This window comes from Streptomyces melanosporofaciens, assembly GCF_900105695.1.
Taxonomy (GTDB): Bacteria; Actinomycetota; Actinomycetes; order Streptomycetales; family Streptomycetaceae; genus Streptomyces; species Streptomyces antimycoticus.
This window is the reverse complement of record NZ_FNST01000002.1, coordinates 415,826-432,447: the sequence shown is the minus strand read 5'-3', so window position 1 is coordinate 432,447 and position 16,622 is coordinate 415,826. Positions and strand designations below refer to the sequence as shown.

The window sequence follows — 16,622 nt, the reverse complement described above, 5'->3', positions numbered from 1 at the left end:
CGAGGGTACTCCGCGTACTCGAATTGCTGGCATGTTGAGGGGAGATGGTGACGATTACTGCTCCGAGTGTGGTGCAGAGCCGAGTCGGTGTGCTCAACAAGGCTTGTGCGATTCTCGCTGTGCTGGAAGAGAAGCCGGCGTGTCTGGACACGGTGATCTCAGAAACCGGCCTGAAGCGTCTCACGGTGCATCGACTCGTTTTCGCAATGCAGGAGCTGGGCCTGGTCGAAGCCGACCCGCGGGGGCAGTTCATTGCCGGTCCGAGGCTGATCCGCTTGGCAAGGGCGGCGCACCAGGCGATCGCTGACCTTGAACTGCGGCAGGAACTCAGCGCACTGCGGGCCACAACCGGCGTACGGTCCGTCCGTCTTGAACAGCGTCGCGGCGATCAGCGGATCTGCATCGCCGAGGACCAGCGACTCAAGTCGGCGGCCAGTGACGGCAATCGGCCCAGGGCGGTGGCGATGGGGGAAGACCCCGTCTCACGGGTCTTCCTCGCGCGGCGGGGGCTCAGCCAGGGCCACGCAGCGTGGACCGACTCTGTTGCGTGCTCTGGGACACGGTGTCGCGGCTGGGTGCAGGGTGTTGCCGACGGGTGCCTGGTTCTGGCGGTGGCAGTGGGAGACGGCGATGGGGACCTGTCCGCTGTCCTGTCGCTGTCCAGCCCCTTGCAGCGGACACGCCGCCAAGCCTCATACGGCCGCGAGGTGGTCACGGCCGCGATGGAGGCTGCCGCCCGCATCTCCGGGCGCCTCCGCACCAAGGAGGCGACCGGTCTGGTCAAGGGGCTGGAGGACCGCGTTCGGGGAGTCGGACCACAGTCCGTCGAATAGACCCCGCTCGGGGCACCGGTCGACACCGGTCCCGGCGCCCCGAGCGGTATCGCACTCCCGGCGCGGAATAGGTGGAGCACGACGTATCGCGCTGGGTTCATGGAAGAGATCAGGCACTCACAGAAGGAGAAGAAGTGACAGCTCTCGCCGCCGAACCGCTGGTGGTGCAGCAGACGAATCTGATGCGGCACCTGGCCCAGGTGCTCAAACAGCATGAGATCGGTGGGTCCTTCCGGCTCATGTTCGTACCGTCGGGGCTGGAGATCTCCGATGACGAGGTCCTGGTCCAGGACGTGAATGCGCAGGAGCGCGTGGTCGAGATCCGCCCTCGCAAGCTGACCGATCTCAGTCTCGGAGAGGTTCTCCACGCAACGCAGGTCATCGATCCGTCGGATGAATCGCTTATCGCCCATGCGGACAACTCGTCTGGCTGGGACTGCAAGTCGTACACGAGGCCAGATGGCAGCACAGGACATCTGTACGCGACCTAGGAGTATTGGCGCGATGGGTGGTCTTACACACCAGGAAGTGGCCTTCAGCTTTCTCGGGCGCCTTGGTCCGGCAGTTTGGCCGAGGCTCACGGCAAGCCAGCCGGTACACGTCCAGCAGGTATTTGATGCTACATGGATCGAGAGCGTCTTCCTGCCATTAGCGGAACAGAAGGCAGCAGGTCAGACGGTTGCGCTCGTTGACGGGCTGGACTTCCACCGAAGGTCCCATAAGGATGCGGTTGCGCGTGCTTATCAAGAGCGGCAACGCACACGCGTCTACGAGAGCTTGGACCTTCGCAGCGACGGATGGTTCAGCGCAGTCACTCTGCAACTGACTGCGATGATTCGCAGTCCAGTCGTCTGCAGCGCCTACGAGTCACACGCGGGCGACCGCAACCTCGGCCCGCACGATGACGAATGGCTCGGCTTGATCACCCAAGTGCGCGGTGCGAAACGCTGGCTCGTCTGGCCGGATACAACCGGTGCACCCGAGGAGATAGTCACCAGGGCTGGAGATGTGCTGATCCTGCCGCAGGGGATGAAGCATGAGGTGAACACCCCAGGATCCCCCGGATATTCGGTGCATCTGGTCTTCGCCATTACGGACGAACCGATGTGACACCCCCAAGGCAAGGTGACCGTTAACACTCTGCGGGCACCGGCAGGTTGGCCGCCCTGGCCGAGCCCTGGCTGGCCGGGGCGGCCAACAGAGGCCCTTCCTAGTAAATGATCTGAGCGTCAGCAGCCTGCTCACCTTGCCAAATTTCTATCTCGCTCCCGTAGGGAAACCAAGGAATGGACTGCGGGGCGGTTTTCCACAGCAAGTCACTATGAAAGGTGTGGGATGAAGATCCCATATGTCGTTCTCGCGGCCGCCGCAGTCGGCGTTGCGCGGCTTGTGCAGTCCGAGAGGCAGAACCGGCAGCGGCTCGCCCTGCACGCCGAGGAACTGCACCAGGTGTGGATCTCCGAGGTGGCTTCCGATCCCGAGCTGCGGGCGATGTGGACAGCGCCCGGCGAGCCGCCTGCCGAGGAGTACGCGAGGCTTCTGCACTGCAACCGGCTGATCAGCTTCTTGTCGGTCAAGTACCGGGCCGGCCTGCTCGACGCCGCGTCCTTGAGGATCCAGTCGCGGTGGGTGATGGAACGCGAGGTCGGCCGGACGTACTGGACTACGTTCGGGGCCTTCCGGGAGGAGGAGGCGCTGGATCGGACCGATCGCACCTTCAACGCGATCACGGCCGACGAGCACGCCGCCCTCGTGGACGCGGACGCAGCCGCCACCTGACGGGACTCCCGGCGCTGCCGCGCTGAGAGCAGTGCGCAGCGCTCCCAGGACTGGGGCTTCCTCCCGGTCGTGAGGGCCATCCCCGTGTATGGGAAGGTCCCGGCCGTGCCTCTCGGAGGAGGCGGCGCGTGAGCGCCCCGGCCGCGGCTCGTGGGGAAGCCGCGGCCGGCCCTCCATCCCCGTACCCGGTTCCACCAACCGCCTGAAAGGGACTCCATGCACGCCAGCAGCACCATCGACGTAGCTGTCTGGAACATCGAGGCAGACGGCGGCCGCCAGGGTGAACGCCGTGACCTCGCCCTGGACATCCTGGCCGAGCACGAGCCGGACGTCTGGCTCCAGCAGGAGGCGAAGCACAGCCGGGAAGGCGGCCAACGACTCAAGAACAGCGCGGCGAAGCGGCTCGGGCTCCGCGGCTTCCTGGCAGAGCCCAACCCATACGTTGATGCCGACATCGCCACCGCCGTGTACCTGCGCCCCGAGCTCTTCCACGTCCGCGAGGAGCCGCCGCGGGCAAAGCCATGGTGGCTGCACCCCTGCCACGTACAGGCGCAACTGGGCGACTGCCCCGTGCCACTGAACATCGTCTCCGCCCACCTGTGCTTTTTCGACGCCAACCAGCGGCTCACCGAAGCCGGGTGGCTGACCACTCTCGCCGAACCCGGCATGGTCACCCTCATCGGCATGGACAGCAACAGCTACCCGAGGGTTCCTAAACCGACCGCCCTGCCGAACTGGGACACGGTCACCGACCGCGCGCACATGGTCCACCGCACCTACGTAGACGCCGACGGCCACCGCCGCAGCGACACCCGACCTGACGCCGCCCTCATAGACGCCGGATACGTCGACCTTGCCCGGCACGCGGCCGACCATCTCGGGGTGGACAGCAAGATAGCGCTCGCCCCTACGGCGGGGTTCGACAAACCGCACCAGGGCAGTCCGCAGCGCATTGACCGCGGTTACGCGGCTGGCGGTGCGGCTGATGCTCTCGACCACGTCGAGGTCATCGACACCGACGACACCCGCTTCCGCCTCCGACCATGCCCTGGTCCTCTACCGCTTCAACCGCGCTCGCCTGGAACGCGTACTCACCCAAGCTGCACCATGCACACGGTGATGAGACGGCCCGTCGGCATCACCAAAGCGGGCCAATACCCCATGCGGCAGCCGTTACGACGGCGATACGTGGCGCTGGTTGTGAGAGCAGCTTCACGCGGGGGCAGCGGTGCCGTGGGCGTCGATGATCGCAGGGAGGGCGCGCACACGGTCGTGCAGCTCGTCGGCACCCGTTACGCGCGTCGGGCTGAGGGCGGCGTCGAGCTGCGTGAGGCGGCTCCTGGAAGTGGAGCGAAGCCGTGCTGCGGGTACGCGAGCCAGGACGTCCAGAGCGCGTTGCGCGGCATCGGTCGGTTGGGTGGGGGCTTCGGCTTGGGCCAGGAGCAGGGCGGCGGCGGCCCAGCCGGGGGTGGCCGTGATGCAGGCGTTCATGGAGGTCTCGGCGGTGGCGACCGCCTTTTCGGTCCGTCCCAGGGCGCGATCGGCGTCGGCTTCGTGCAGTTGGTGCTCTGCGATGTCGTAGCCGAACCTTCCTGGCGCCCAGCCCGCCGCGTCGGCCTCCAGCTCACGCATGGCGGCCGCCAGCGCCGCGTCCGCTTCTCGTTGACGGTTCAGAGCTGCAAGGGACGGGAGTTGTGCCCAGGCATGGAGCTGGGCGCGCGGGAGCCCGGCAGGGGCGGAGGCCAAGCCGCGGTCGGCATGGGCCAGAGCCTGGATGTGCTGGCCTGCCGCACGGGCAACCATCGCTTGCGCGCCCCAGGCCCAGCCCGCGAGACGCGCGTCTCCGCTGCGGTCGCCGTAGGTCGTGGCCGTAGCCAGATGAACTCGTGCTCCGGCGTGGTCGCCGAGGTGGTGGGCGAGGTTGCCCAGGAGGGCGGACAGCCAGCCGACGCACCGCCGCAGCTCATTCTCGATTCGATCCGGCGTCGGCGTGGTGCTGGTGAGGGCTTGCATCAGCAGGCCCCGGGCGGCGTGCACTTCGGTGAAGAGCAGGTGGGGCGGATGCTTGCTGTAGCCGAGTGCGTAGTGCTCAATAGCCGCCTCGGACAGGTCCACGACTGCGGTACTGCCTGCCGGCTCGGCGAGCAGCGCGAGGTGCAGAGATTCCCGGACGGCCGGCAGACCGGCGGAGGTCGTCATGGTCACCATGCTTTCCCGTGCGGGAAGGACGCACGCTTGGGGCCCGGGAGCACTGTATCGAGCACCCTGAGCCCACTGGGGTTGTTCGTAGTCAGGGGCACGGCCGAGTCCGAGCTGCTCCGGACGGGCCTGGTAGACCGTGCACAGGACCTCGACGTACTCCAAGCTGGGCCGCTCATAGGATCGGTGTTCCCACCGGCAGAGCATCGACTCCGACATGCCCGGTGGCATCAGGCCGCGGGCCCGGTACAGGGCGCCGACCCGCTCGATGGTGCGGGACCGAGGCCAGCCGAGGGCAAGGCGCCACGCCTCCAGCGAGTGGACTTCGGGCAGCTCGGCGCGGATCACGTCGGCCGTCCGCTCGACCCCGCTGCCACTGTGCAGGCACCGTTCCCTGATCTCGGCGGCGGCCTTCTGGATAGCGGCGCGACGCGATCGACTGACCGTAGTCATTTACGCACCCCCCGCGATGGAGCCGGCTGCGCGTCACGGTATCCGAGCTCCCCCGCCGAGGGGAGTGTGGCCTGTCGCGACGGGCCGACATTGCGAGTTGTCCGCAATGCGCGCAAGCAGATCTGGCAATGACGTGCTGTCCATCCGCCAGGACGATGAGTGAATACCGTGACCAGTCGGTACGGCGTCCCCGATCTCAAGATCCGCGTACCCGGCCACAGCGGCACTCGACTCGACGGCGCCCCCGAGGCAGCCATCCGTGGTCGACCGGGCAATGCCTCGGGTTCCCTGTATCGCCGATCCCCAAAGGGGGAGTTCCGTGAACAGCCCTAGCGATTCGTCGTTTCCCCTCGGCACGTTGACCATCGGCAAGACCTTCGACTTTGAGGCTGGGCATCGGCTTCCCAGCCTCCCGCCCGAGCACAAGTGCTCACACCAGCACGGACACAGCTACCAGGTCGAGGTCATACTCACCGCCCCCACGCTGGAGGCGCCGGGCTTCGTCACCGACTTCGGGGCGCTCGCCCCGTTCAAGAAGTTCCTGGACACCGAGCTGGACCACCAGAACCTCCATGAAGTGCTGCCCTTCGAGCCGACCTCGGAGCACGTGGCCCAGTTCCTTGCAGGCTGGATCATCCAGAACCTTGAGCCGGACATCCCCGGCCGACTGGTCGCGGTCCGTGTCTGCGAGACGGAGCGCAGTTGGGCCCGCTTCGACGTGGAGCAGCGGTGATGTCGAAGGGCACGGCTCCAGCGTTCACCGGGAGCGCTGACGAGCTCTGGCTGATCATCGCGGAGTGCTTCGGCGTCGAACAGCCGACGTTCCAGGGGGAGGGCCCCAGCTGCGGATGTCCCGCCCTGTTTATCCGTCTGTCCCGGTGCAACTTGACGTGCCGCCGGTGCGACACGAAGTACACCTGGGACTGGTCCCAATTCGATCCCCACGAAGAGTCGACGAAGCAGCCCGTGGCCCATCTCCTCGAATGGGCTCTCTCGTCGCCTGTCGAGTTGGTCGTCATCACTGGCGGCGAGCCGCTGATCCAGCAGCGGGCGCTGATCTCCCTGGTGCAGGGCCTGCTAGCTGCCGGTAAGCGGGTGGAGTTCGAAACGAACGGCACCCTGGTGCCGGACCCGGCGCTGCTGATGGACGGGGTGCAGTTCAACGTCTCGCCCAAGATCGCCAGCTTCGGCGTCTCCAAGGAGCAGCGGCTTGTGCCTGCTGCGCTGGAAGCCTTCGCCGCGTGCGGGCGGGCCGCATTCAAGTTCGTCGCCCGCACGGTGCCGGACCTGGACGAGGTCGCCGAGCTCGTGGACGCGTATGGCTTGGCGCCGGTGTGGGTGATGCCGGAGGGCACCACCGCGGACGCGCTCATCGCGACCACACGGGTGCTCGCGGACGCCGTCGTGGCTCGCCACTGGCACTTCTCGACACGCCTGCACGTCCTGGCGTTCGCCGACGCCCGCGGACGCTGACAGCTCCTTGCTCATGTTCTGTTGCCCCATCCCCTGGAAGAGGCGAAGCCCATGACGAATGCCATATATGGTGCGTCCGGCCTGAGTCCGGCCGCACCACCGCAGCCCGCCGCGGAACTCTCACGCCCGGAGGTCGATGCCGAGCGAGTCGCTGTGCTGGTCGGCCAGCTCCTGACCGCGCTCGGCGAGAACCCCGACCGCGAGGGTTTGGCCGAGACGCCGACTCGGGTCGCAGCCTGGTGGACCTCGTTTTTGTCACCGGACGCCGCGACGCCCACGTGCTTCACCGAAGTCCACCTGAGCGGTCAGTTGGTCGTGGTCGGCGGCGTGAGCGTGTGGTCGCTCTGTGAGCACCACATGCTGCCAATGAACCTGCGGGTCGTGGCTGGCTATGTGCCTGATGGCGAGGCGGTCGGGCTGTCGAAGTTCGGGCGGATTGCGCAACGGTATGCCGGGCGGCTCCAAGTACAGGAGCGCTTCACTCGGCAGGTTGCCGAGGAAATCACGGCCGCGATCGGTGGCAAGGACGTGGCGGTAGCCGTCCGCGGCACCCACCTGTGCATGAGCATGCGCGGGGTGCGGATGGAAGAAGCCCGCACCACCACCTTGCAGGCCGACGGCCGGTTCCAAACCGACCCGGTACTCTCCGCGCAGTTCCTCACCCTCGCCACCGGGCAGTGGGGAGCCGTGGAGTGACCAAACACATCGACTTCTCCGTCATCGCGCCGCCCGCCTACCTGGACGATTTCGTCGCCCAGGAGCCGGCCCGCGTACATCACGTGGCCGCCCAGCGAGTCCTGTCCCATGACGGCTACCGGGCGTTCTTCGTCGCCGAAGCCGAACGGGGCGCTGAGATCATCATCGACAACGGGGTCTTCGACCTCGGCCATGCCCTGCCGGCCGCGGACCTCGTCGCAGCCGGACTCGCGGTCAGCGCCCGCGAAATCATCCTCCCTGATGTCATGCACGAGGGCGCCGCGACGATCAAGGCAAGCGAGCAGGCCGCCCGCGACATCCTCGACCTCACCGACAGCTTCCGCTTGTGCGTCGTCCTACATGCCGCGGACGACGAGGAATGGCTGCGCACCTACGACCACTTCGCTTCCAGCGACTATGTCGGCGCCATTGCCCTGCCCGCTTCCCGGCGTCCTGACCCCGAGAGGCAGCTATGTCGCACCAGGTGGATGGCCACCCACTACCTTGAGGATCGCGACATGGTCGAGGAGCGGATGGTCTACCGGCTTCTCGGACTGGGCCGCACCGGGCACCTGGAGCTGGTCGAGCAGCGTGAGCACGAGTGGATCGCCTCCGTAGACGGCGCGGCGCCGGTCATCCTCGGTGCGATGGGCATCGCCATGCTGCCCGGCGGCCCGTACGAGAAACCCAGCACGCCTCACATCGAGAACGTTGGTCCAATCCCCGAGGACCGCTTCGATCTGATCCGGCAGAACATCGCCGTCGTCCGCGAGGCCGCCGGCAGCCACGTGAAGATCGCTGAGGCCCTCCGATGAGGCTGACGCCGAACTCCCTGCTCGAGCCCGTGCACGGGCTGCTGCGCGCGGCCACGGTTCCCGTCGATGGGCACACTATGTGCCCCGACCGCCTGTTGCGCTACCTGGAGATCAAGGCCCACCACCTCATCCAGGACCAGGACTGGGACAGCATCCGCGTCGTCGGCGGCTACGACCGTACGGCAGTGGTCTCCCGGCACGAGAAGACCGGCAAGCTGTTCAACATCGAGCGGCCCACCGCCACGGTCCACGGCCGCGACCTGATCATCAAGGCGTTCCCCGGCGCCGACTACGTCCAGCACTACGCGCTGATCATCGCCACCTACCTGGCCATGACCGGCCGCCCGGCCGACGCCGTCACCTACCAGCCGCCCGGGGAGGAGGAGTGCCGCGCGGCCGTCGAAGCACTCGACCTCGAGCTGGACGGCGATCTTGTGATCGTCGGCTGGGGCCTTCAGCACCTCGCGCCCACGGACGGCGTGTGGACGCGCGGGCCCGGCTACGCCTGGCAGCGTGCCGATGTCGCCAGCCGCCGGGTGGTCTTCCTCGGGTTCCTTCACAGCATCTGGGGGGACGTCGCCGGCCGGGTCGTCGCCCGCTTGGCCGAACTCGGCGCCCGCGATGTCGTCTACGTCGGCAAGGTCGGGGTGCTGGCCCCCGCCATCGAGCCGAACAGGTGGCTGGCTACCGGCAACGAGAGCCTCGTCGGCGGCGCGCTGGTCACCTGGGACGACTTCTTCGGTAATTTCGCCGCCGCCCAGGCCGACGTGCAGACCGGGCTGCACGTCACCTCCGCGTCGATCCTCCTGGAGAACCGCGACTGGCTGGCCAAGCACGCCGAGTACGCCTTCGTCGACCCGGAGATCGGCCCCATGGGGGCGGCGGCGTGCCGGGCGGGGATCAGATTCGGTTACCTCCACGTCATTTCCAACAATCTGGCCCGGCACTACCCCGCCGACCTGTCGAATGAGCGCCACGGCGATGTCCTGTGGCGGCGCGCCCAGCTGATCGACCGGATTCGCGGCATCATCGCGGATCGCCTTGCCAACACCTCGGTCCCATCCCCCAGAGGAACCCGGCCATGAAGGTTGCAGCACACCCTGCTCCCACGCCGGGGCGGGAGATCACGGTCACCGGCATCGACGGCGCAGGCAAGTCCACCCTCGCCGCGCGTCTGCACCAGGCCATGAACAACGCCGGGCACCGGACGATCCTCGTCGGCAAGCACAGCACCGAAGTCCCCATGGACGCAGCACTGTCCGCCTACGTCGATCGCCTCAACGCACTGGTCTACCGGCGCGACGCCCGCGTTGCCCAGGCATGCGGCGACCACTACTGGCTGCTGGCTCTGGCCGCCTGGTACACCCTCCAGGAGCAGCTCGTGATTCGGCCCGCGCTTGCCGCAGGCACTCACGTGATCCTCGATAACGCGCACCACAAGATCCTCGCCCGGTACGCGATCAACCCTGAAGTCTCCACCCATCTGGCCGAAGAGGTTTTCGCCCACCTCACCGAGCCCGACCTGGTGATCTTCCTGCGGATCGGCGCCCGCGAAGCCCTTGCCCGCAAGGGCTCGTTCACCTCCCTGGAGACCGGCCACTCCGGCAGCGGCGACGAGCACTTCATCCGCTACCAGGACACCGTCCTGGACCAGCTGCGCGAGCAGGAGCAGCGCGGTGGCTGGCTTTCGATGGACGTCGCCGACATGGACCGCGACCAGGTCTTCAAGACCGCCACCGGAGCGCTGGCCAACCGCCTGCAGCTCACCGTCTGACCCGCCCCCACACCTACAAGGAACGCTTCATGTCACAAGCCCGCCCCACGAGCGACATGTACGTATGCCACGGCGTCACCTGGGCCACCGGAGACCCCCGTCTTCTGCTCGCCCCGCTGCCCGGTGGGCCGTTGGCCTACGTCGAGATCATGAACCAGCGCCTCGGCTACCAGGTGAGCGGTACCGGGCGGTGGTGCACTGGCCGGTACCGGTTCGTCGACACCCACCGCGTCGAAGCCGTCGCCTGCCCCGACCGGGCCGCGGCCGAGCAGAGCGGGCAGTGCGCCCGCTGCGCCGGCCAGGACGACTTCCGCTTCGCCCACCAGTTCCACCAGGGAGGCCACGCCCCCGTAGCCCTCACCGCGTACATGGCGCAACCGCACTGGCTGTACCTGGCGACGTTCGCCGACGGCACCACCAAGGTCGGCACCGCGGCCGAGTCGCGCAAGCGGTCCCGCCTTGACGAGCAGGGCGCCCTGGTGGCCACCTACCTCACCAAGAGCCCCGACGGCCGCGCCGTTCGCTTCCTGGAGGACGCGCTCACCCGACGCCTCGGCCTGCCCCAGACCGTCCGAGCTGCGGCCAAGCTCCGGGCCCTGGCCGAGCTGCGCGACCTCGCCCCGGTCCTCTCCTCGCATGAGAAAGAGCTCGCCCGCGCGGCCGAGGCCCTGGCCGACATGAACATCCCCGCGGTCTGGGAGGCATGGACGCCGCCCAGTGAGGGCGACCTGCTGCGCACAGCCGGGACCGAACGAGCGCTCTACCCACACGACCCGCGCGAGGGAGAACACGGCCTCGTCCCCCTGGCCTGCGCCGGTTCCCAGGTTCTGGCCGTCCTCGACAGCAACGACGATCTGCCCTACCTGCTCGACCTCGGCACCCTCAAAGGCCGCCGCATCACCCTCGGCCCGTTTAGCTCTCCGAGCGCCGCCGTGCAGTCCGCGCTCTTCTGACCCTTCCTCCAACGTTCCGTGAAGCGAGGCACTCCACGATGGCACCCCAGGACGCCGTCCTCGGCTGGGACGAACACACCACCGCCGAGGCATATGCCGCCTTCACCCGCGAGTTCCCCATGTACGGCGCCACCAGCCGTGACCTGGCCCACCGTGCGAGCCTGGCCGACGCCCACCTCGTGGTCGACCTGTGCGGCGGCACCGGCGTGACCGCCCGCGCGATCCTCGAACTGATCCCTGACCGGGCCCGGGTCGTCTCCCTGGACAGCGCCGCCGCGATGCAACGTGTCGGCCGCCGCACCCTTCACGACCCCCGCCTGTCCTGGATCACCGCCCCAGCAGAACAGCTGGCCGATCACGTCCCGACCGGCGGCGTCGACACCGTTGTGTGCAACTCGGCGATATGGAAGACCAACACCGCCGCAGTATTCACCACGGTCGCCCAGGTCCTGCGCCCAGGCGGGCGGTTCATCTTCAACATCGGCGGCGGCTTCGCCGGCGTCCGCCACACCGACGAGCAGACCGCACGCACCGGGCCGTCACTGAATACCCTCATCCGTCAGATCGCCGCCCGCGATCACGGATACACCCCGTCCCCCGCCGCCGACGCGCCCCCCAAGCTGCCGCTGAGGAAGGTCACCGAGCAACTGGCCGCCACCGGGCTGAACGTCCTCGGCACCGAGGTCACCGCCCAGCACAGCACCATGGCGGAGAAGAAGGCATGGCTGTCCATCCCCGTGTTCGCCCGGCCCGACGGGGGCTTCACCCATGCCCAGCGCATGAAGATCCTGGACGCGGCCTACGCCCTGACCACCCCCGATACCCCGACCGTGACGAGCTGGCTCGTCGTCGTCGCCCAGCGGCCGGGCGACACGCCGTGACCACCCCGGCCACGTCCTCTTCCACAGAGGACTTCTGCGACCACGCTAGCGTCGGGGTGCTCATCCCCTCCCTGGACGGTCTCCTGGTGTTCGAGCGGAGGAGGCCGCCAGTCGGGATCGCGCCGGTCGCCGGCCACCTCGACCAGCACGGCGGCCCCGAGGCGGCGGCTCACACGGAGGTCACCGAGGAAGTCGGCCTTACCGTCACCCGCCTGCACCTGCTGCTGGAGCAGTGGCGGCCGAACCAGTGCGGTCGCACACCCACCGGGCCCGTCGGCCACCACTGGTGGATCTTCGAAGCCCAGGTATACGGATCCCTCTGCCCCTCCGCCAGAGAGGTACGCACCCCCCGATGGATACACCCCGACCAGCTCCAGCAGTACGCGCTGCGCACCGCCGCTTACGCCGAACGGCGCCTGAGCAGGGAGGAGTTCGAGCAGGAGCCCGGCTTGGAGCCGGTGTGGGTCCGCTTCCTGCACGACCTCCAGCTACTCAACGTGCCCGCACGCACTCTCGACCGGATCGACACCGTCCTTTGAGGGGCAGCCGGAAGCGCCTCTCAGCAGGTGTCGGCTGCGTGGTTCGCCGCCAGGCGCCGTACGTATCCGCGGATACGGTCGCGGTCCTCAGGGAAGACGCTCTCCCACTCCTCGTCGAGGCCGATCCACGCCGCCGGCTGGCCCTTCTCCCCGCCGAGCGACGCCTCGTGATCGACGATCGCGGCGTAGGACAGCCCCAGCGTCGGGGACCAGTCAGCCCGATAGGAACGGACCGCCACGGCTGCGGGCTCGGGCAGCAGGTCCACATGCAGGCCGGTCTCCTCCAGCAGTTCACGCGCTGCCGCTTCCCTCGGTGTCTCGCCCGGCTCGACCTTGCCCCCGGGCGGAACCCATCCGCGGACACGGTGCTTGACCAGCAGGACGTATCCAAAGCCGGGGTCGGTGGCCCAGACCTCGGCCGCAAGGGGCTTCATCGGATGCCGCCGGGCCTCATCCAGCCAGGCTCGGGCGCCATCGAACTCCAGCGCAGCGAGGCGGGCGTCGGAGACCGCCTCCTCCAAGATCATTTGCCCAAGTTCACCATGACTCACTCGCCACACCCTAGGCGGTCGCCGCGCACACGCGGCGCAGACGGCCCGCGGGCCATGCGGTCCTGTTCCACCAGTGCCCCGGGCCACACGGTGGCCGACCGAGTCGAAGCGGTCAGCGGCGAGAGCCCCTCCTTAGCGGCTGCTTCAGAAAGGAACTCCGGCCATGAGCGGTGACAACAGAACGGAGCGAGGCGCTTGGGTGGTCCTTGGCGGAATCCACCTCCTCAACCAGACCGCACCGCGGCGGCCGGACGAGCCGATCGTGCTCATCCGGGTGGCCCCTCAAGAGGTCTGCCTGCCTAGCATCACGGTGGCCATCCGGTGGAAGGCGCTCGGGGTCTGCCCGGTCGACGCCCTGAGCTCGGACGGTATGCGGCTCGGCGCGGCGCTGATCGACGGCAGCATCCTCTTCCCCGACGCCATCGCCGGCGCCGCACTGCGCCGACTCGTCGGAGCAGACGCCGCACCGCGGCTCGTGCCGCTGTGCTACCTGGCCGAACACCCCGGCGGTGGCTACCACGCATACGCGCAGATCCGCTTCTACCCCGATGACGCCTGCTTTGTGCGCACCACCCGTGAGCCGGTCGGCCACGGCCCGGTTACGGCCTTGCGCTGGCTGGGCCCGGTGCTGTCCGCGCACGCTGAGTCGAGCATGGCGCTCAACAACCACCTGCGGTACTTCCGTACCCACTTCGCCGGAACGGAGCTGGAGTACAAGTACACCCTCGATCCGGCGCCGGACATCTGGGCCGCGTCTCTGGAGCTGCTGAAGGTCCTGCGTGACGGCGAGCCGGAGGGCTGTCGGCCGGAGTACAGGGAGGAGTTCCAGATTCACCACACCGAGAATCACCTGTTCGACGTCGTCGGGCCCGAGCAGGAGATCGGCTACGCCTCGTTCATCCCGACGGTCTCCGCCGGGTACGTGCTCAAGCGGAAATGGTTCGTAAAGGACACCTTTGCCCGTCGTGAGGAGCTGGCCTCCGGCGTCGACGTTGCCCCCGACGGCTTCGAGGAATATCTGTGTACGGAGCTGGGTCTCCAGGTTCGTGCCATGCCGCCCTTTCAGCGTGTCCGCTACGACGTCCAGTGCGAGTCGATGCGTACCGGCCACGTTTACGGCATCTTCTTCGACCGCTGTTCCCTGCTGGCGGCGCCCGAGATGGTGCTGTCCCAGTGCGAGCTGGAGTACCGGCGCTCACGTAGCGTCCTGGACCACGACCAGGACGAGGTGCTGGGCGAGATGGAGCGCATCGACAGCTGGCTTCGGAGCTACCTCGCCGCCCACGGTTGGGCGAAGCAGCACACCTTCTACTCCAAGCGCAGCTTCCTGCGCGACGCCGTCACTGCCAGGCCGGAGCTCCAAAGCCTCGTCACGGCCTGTCACGGGAGACTGCCCCCGCAGTAGTTGAAGGACAGACGCGGGCGGTAGTGTGCCGCCAGAGCGAGGGGGCGATCTTGGGAAGAGCATCCAGAGGGAAGGCCGCGGCGCAGCGGATCGGCCAGACGAAGGATCACACGGTGTCGCAGATGTATCTGCGGCGCTTCGGTGAGCACACCGGGCCTCGGCAGTACAAGCTCACCGCGCGGCGAATAGACAATGTCGATCAGCCGTTCACTGCGGCGCCGAACAAGGTGCTCGCCGAGCGTGGCTACTATTGGGGCACCACGTTCGACGGGATTCCCCACCACGGCGTGGAGGACCTATTCACAGAGCTGGAAGGTGCCACGGCAAGCGTGCTGCGGACGGTGCTGGATGCTCCCGAGGGGGCTCTGCCCGCACGCTGGCCCCTCTCCGGCTCCGAGCGATTGATGCTCTCGTGGTGGCTCGCGGCGCAGATTCTGCGTACCACTCGCCAGCGCAAGCGTCTAGCCTTCGCTGCCCAGGCGGCCGAGCGCTTGGACGCACCAGCGGAGATTGCGGCGATCGCCGCCAACAACCCCCATCTGTCCTTCATAATCGAGCGCCTAGCTGCTCTCGCCTTCACCCTGTACGCGCGGCCGTGGGGCCTGGGGTTCAGCGATATGTGCCTGCTTACCAGCGACGTGCCCGTGGCGCTGTTCAACCACCACGACGCGGAGGATCAGCTGACCGCAGCCGCACTGTGCGACATCCTCGTGCCGCTGGATCCACACAGGCTCCTCTTCATGCCCAGCCCCAGGATGCAGGCGGACGACCCGTACAAGCGGGCGGACCACCGGATGAAAATTCCAGGAGCTGTAGGCATGGCCTTGGTGCAGGTCGCCTACGACGTAGCTGATGCTCTCGTCATACACCACCCTCGCCACGATCCATGGGTCCACTGGGCGCCGTCCGGGCCCCGCCAGCCGGCCCCCTGGAACGGCAAGAACCACGACGCTCCGAAGTACGTCCTGGAGTACGGCACCCTCGCGCCGCACCTGACGGTAGAACGGCACTGGCTCACCGAGCATCCTCCCGCATCTGCCAAGGAAGCCGAGGAAGCGCCCGGGATAGGAGGTGACGCAACTGGGTAGACCCCGCGTTGTCACCAGCCCTGGCGTTCCGCGGGTCACCTGAGCGGCACGAGCTCTACATGGGACCGTCCCGAGGCTGCCTCCGCAGGGATCCACCGGGACTGCCGCGACTATGCGCCATCGCTGTTGGACCGACACCGCACGTGCGGTGCACTGCCTCGGCAGCCCAGAGCGGCAGAGTCGGGCAAGGAGTGCATGTCTTCGCGGTGCAGTCCCATAGCTTCACTACATGTCTAAACGCACCTAGGGCCCCTAGATGAATACCACAGCCATCAGCCGGGCATTGGATGCTTGTGAACTAAAACGGGCAACAACCCGTCAGCCTGGCCTGCTATCGCAAGGGCGCAGCCAACCAGCATCGAAAGATCAAGGTCTTCCCCGGCGTTCGTCCCGTTAGTTGGCACCTCATCAGATCGGTCAAATCACCTGAATTGTCGCTCGGACTTTGAAGTTAGGTCCCGAGGCGGCTCGTGTGCACCTTGCAGTTGGAACGAAAACGCGCGATAGAACGTGGATCTGTTCGTCTGCCGTGGCGAGATCTGTTCCTGAGGTGGTGTGGCTATGCGGATAGAAGGACCCTGGAGGTCGCGCGGGCATCGGGTCATTTGGGCGATTCTCGGGGCTTCGGCAGTGTTGAGCGTGGCGGCATGCAGTTCAGATGGACGAGCTGACCGTGGGGGCTCCGCCACGCATGCGGGTGGTGCGAGCTCAAGGGCGGCGGCTTCGCCGTCTTCCCTGTCTGCGGCAGGTGCAGCGCGTTGGCGAGCGATAGCTGCGTATGTTGGCATGTGGCGCGATATGGCAGAGGCGGGGGAGACATCGGATTGGCGGTCTCCGAGGCTGTCGCGGTATGCCACTGGTGATGCCCTGTCGACGATCTCGCGAGGCATGTATGCGGATCACCTCAACGGATTCGTTTACAAGGGAAGGCCGAAGAACCACCCGAAGGTGACTTCGATGGATCCGCCTGCGGATCCGAATACGGTGATGATTTCCGATTGTGGAGACTCCACGCGCTGGCTGAAGTATCGGGCCGATAACGGCAGGCCCGCAGACGATAAGCCCGGCGGGCGCCGGTCGATTACTGCTGAGGTCAAGCAGCAGTCCGACCGCAAGTGGAAGGTCACGCGCTTCGCCGTCAAGGAAATCGGATCATGTTAATGCGAGGGTCGGCCGTAGTGAG

18 protein-coding genes are annotated in these 16,622 nt (G+C 67.3%); 16 read left to right on the top strand and 2 right to left on the bottom strand.

Annotation, left to right across the window (positions count from 1 at the left end):
- The first annotated feature begins 44 nt into the window (after positions 1 to 44).
- The 4 genes from BLV72_RS04600 (at position 45) to BLV72_RS04590 (ending at position 2,612) form a co-directional block, all read left to right on the top strand.
- Positions 45 to 833, top strand: coding sequence for a helix-turn-helix domain-containing protein (locus BLV72_RS04600; RefSeq protein ID WP_093460470.1), 789 nt, complete (start codon positions 45 to 47; stop codon positions 831 to 833).
- Positions 834 to 967: 134 nt separating this feature from the next.
- Positions 968 to 1,324, top strand: a complete 357-nt coding sequence (locus tag BLV72_RS47220; protein ID WP_143059757.1) for a hypothetical protein — start codon at positions 968 to 970, stop codon at positions 1,322 to 1,324.
- Entirely contained in the window at positions 1,293 to 1,943 is a 651-nt protein-coding gene (locus BLV72_RS04595; RefSeq protein WP_167746314.1) for a JmjC domain-containing protein, read from the top strand. Before BLV72_RS47220 ends, BLV72_RS04595 begins: the two co-directional genes overlap by 32 nt.
- A gap of 225 nt (positions 1,944 to 2,168) precedes the next feature.
- The gene (locus tag BLV72_RS04590; RefSeq protein ID WP_093460467.1) at positions 2,169 to 2,612 is read left to right on the top strand and encodes a DUF6082 family protein; all 444 of its coding nucleotides are present in this window, start codon (positions 2,169 to 2,171) and stop codon (positions 2,610 to 2,612) included.
- A gap of 1,212 nt (positions 2,613 to 3,824) precedes the next feature.
- Here the strand turns inward: BLV72_RS04590 and BLV72_RS04585 are convergent.
- Positions 3,825 to 5,264 carry an NsdA family TPR-like regulatory protein gene (locus BLV72_RS04585; RefSeq protein ID WP_093460465.1) on the bottom strand — a complete coding sequence of 480 codons (1,440 nt, stop codon included), beginning with the start codon at positions 5,262 to 5,264 and terminating at the stop codon, positions 3,825 to 3,827.
- A gap of 319 nt (positions 5,265 to 5,583) precedes the next feature.
- Between BLV72_RS04585 and BLV72_RS04580 the strand changes: the two genes are divergently transcribed.
- From BLV72_RS04580 to BLV72_RS04540, 9 genes are read left to right on the top strand one after another with little or no spacing between them, the layout of a single operon-like run.
- Positions 5,584 to 5,997, top strand: a complete 414-nt coding sequence (locus tag BLV72_RS04580; protein ID WP_244320654.1) for a 6-pyruvoyl trahydropterin synthase family protein — start codon at positions 5,584 to 5,586, stop codon at positions 5,995 to 5,997.
- Positions 5,997 to 6,737, top strand: coding sequence for a 7-carboxy-7-deazaguanine synthase QueE (locus tag BLV72_RS04575; RefSeq protein WP_093460464.1), 741 nt, complete (start codon positions 5,997 to 5,999; stop codon positions 6,735 to 6,737). The genes BLV72_RS04580 and BLV72_RS04575 overlap by 1 nt, the downstream gene beginning before the upstream one ends.
- A 51-nt stretch (positions 6,738 to 6,788) precedes the next feature.
- Complete coding sequence (gene folE, locus BLV72_RS04570) at positions 6,789 to 7,433, top strand: GTP cyclohydrolase I (protein ID WP_093460462.1); 645 nt, start codon at positions 6,789 to 6,791, stop codon at positions 7,431 to 7,433.
- Positions 7,430 to 8,248, top strand: a complete 819-nt coding sequence (locus BLV72_RS04565) for a hypothetical protein (protein WP_093460461.1) — start codon at positions 7,430 to 7,432, stop codon at positions 8,246 to 8,248. Before folE ends, BLV72_RS04565 begins: the two co-directional genes overlap by 4 nt.
- Positions 8,245 to 9,333 (top strand): hypothetical protein, encoded by a 1,089-nt coding sequence (locus tag BLV72_RS04560; protein WP_093460459.1) that lies wholly within the window; start codon positions 8,245 to 8,247, stop codon positions 9,331 to 9,333. The genes BLV72_RS04565 and BLV72_RS04560 overlap by 4 nt, the downstream gene beginning before the upstream one ends.
- Entirely contained in the window at positions 9,330 to 10,022 is a 693-nt protein-coding gene (locus BLV72_RS04555; RefSeq protein WP_093460458.1) for a dTMP kinase, read from the top strand. Before BLV72_RS04560 ends, BLV72_RS04555 begins: the two co-directional genes overlap by 4 nt.
- A gap of 29 nt (positions 10,023 to 10,051) precedes the next feature.
- Positions 10,052 to 10,975: a DUF2797 domain-containing protein gene (locus BLV72_RS04550; protein WP_093460456.1), complete on the top strand. Its 924-nt coding sequence runs from the start codon at positions 10,052 to 10,054 to the stop codon at positions 10,973 to 10,975.
- Between the two features lie 38 nt (positions 10,976 to 11,013).
- Entirely contained in the window at positions 11,014 to 11,856 is an 843-nt protein-coding gene (locus BLV72_RS04545) for a class I SAM-dependent methyltransferase (protein ID WP_093460455.1), read from the top strand.
- Entirely contained in the window at positions 11,853 to 12,395 is a 543-nt protein-coding gene (locus BLV72_RS04540; RefSeq protein ID WP_093460453.1) for an NUDIX hydrolase, read from the top strand. Before BLV72_RS04545 ends, BLV72_RS04540 begins: the two co-directional genes overlap by 4 nt.
- 20 nt (positions 12,396 to 12,415) lie before the next feature.
- Here the strand turns inward: BLV72_RS04540 and BLV72_RS04535 are convergent, their stop codons facing one another.
- On the bottom strand, positions 12,416 to 12,916 hold the full coding sequence (locus tag BLV72_RS04535; RefSeq protein WP_093470150.1) for an NUDIX hydrolase: 501 nt from the start codon (positions 12,914 to 12,916) through the stop codon (positions 12,416 to 12,418).
- A gap of 193 nt (positions 12,917 to 13,109) precedes the next feature.
- On the opposite strand from BLV72_RS04535, the gene BLV72_RS04530 reads away from it, so the two are divergent.
- The 3 genes from BLV72_RS04530 (at position 13,110) to BLV72_RS48695 (ending at position 16,600) form a co-directional block, all read left to right on the top strand.
- Positions 13,110 to 14,351 carry a hypothetical protein gene (locus tag BLV72_RS04530; protein WP_093460452.1) on the top strand — a complete coding sequence of 414 codons (1,242 nt, stop codon included), beginning with the start codon at positions 13,110 to 13,112 and terminating at the stop codon, positions 14,349 to 14,351.
- 113 nt (positions 14,352 to 14,464) lie between these two features.
- Positions 14,465 to 15,439, top strand: a complete 975-nt coding sequence (locus tag BLV72_RS04525; protein WP_143059756.1) for a DUF4238 domain-containing protein — start codon at positions 14,465 to 14,467, stop codon at positions 15,437 to 15,439.
- 957 nt (positions 15,440 to 16,396) lie between these two features.
- Positions 16,397 to 16,600, top strand: coding sequence for a hypothetical protein (locus BLV72_RS48695; RefSeq protein ID WP_208905537.1), 204 nt, complete (start codon positions 16,397 to 16,399; stop codon positions 16,598 to 16,600).
- Positions 16,601 to 16,622: the final 22 nt, after the last annotated feature.

What these genes read in the sequence shown, in the direction of transcription:
- BLV72_RS04600 (WP_093460470.1), top strand. Translation starts at nt 45, where the DNA reads ATGGTGACGATTACTGCTCCGAGTGTGGTGCAGAGCCGAGTCGGTGTG.
- BLV72_RS04595 (WP_167746314.1), top strand. Translation starts at nt 1,293, where the DNA reads ATGGCAGCACAGGACATCTGTACGCGACCTAGGAGTATTGGCGCGATG.
- BLV72_RS04590 (WP_093460467.1), top strand. Translation starts at nt 2,169, where the DNA reads ATGAAGATCCCATATGTCGTTCTCGCGGCCGCCGCAGTCGGCGTTGCG.
- BLV72_RS04585 (WP_093460465.1), bottom strand. Translation starts at nt 5,264, where the DNA reads ATGACTACGGTCAGTCGATCGCGTCGCGCCGCTATCCAGAAGGCCGCC.
- BLV72_RS04575 (WP_093460464.1), top strand. Translation starts at nt 5,997, where the DNA reads ATGTCGAAGGGCACGGCTCCAGCGTTCACCGGGAGCGCTGACGAGCTC.
- folE (WP_093460462.1), top strand. Translation starts at nt 6,789, where the DNA reads ATGACGAATGCCATATATGGTGCGTCCGGCCTGAGTCCGGCCGCACCA.
- BLV72_RS04560 (WP_093460459.1), top strand. Translation starts at nt 8,245, where the DNA reads ATGAGGCTGACGCCGAACTCCCTGCTCGAGCCCGTGCACGGGCTGCTG.
- BLV72_RS04555 (WP_093460458.1), top strand. Translation starts at nt 9,330, where the DNA reads ATGAAGGTTGCAGCACACCCTGCTCCCACGCCGGGGCGGGAGATCACG.
- BLV72_RS04550 (WP_093460456.1), top strand. Translation starts at nt 10,052, where the DNA reads ATGTCACAAGCCCGCCCCACGAGCGACATGTACGTATGCCACGGCGTC.
- BLV72_RS04545 (WP_093460455.1), top strand. Translation starts at nt 11,014, where the DNA reads ATGGCACCCCAGGACGCCGTCCTCGGCTGGGACGAACACACCACCGCC.
- BLV72_RS04530 (WP_093460452.1), top strand. Translation starts at nt 13,110, where the DNA reads ATGAGCGGTGACAACAGAACGGAGCGAGGCGCTTGGGTGGTCCTTGGC.
- BLV72_RS48695 (WP_208905537.1), top strand. Translation starts at nt 16,397, where the DNA reads ATGGATCCGCCTGCGGATCCGAATACGGTGATGATTTCCGATTGTGGA.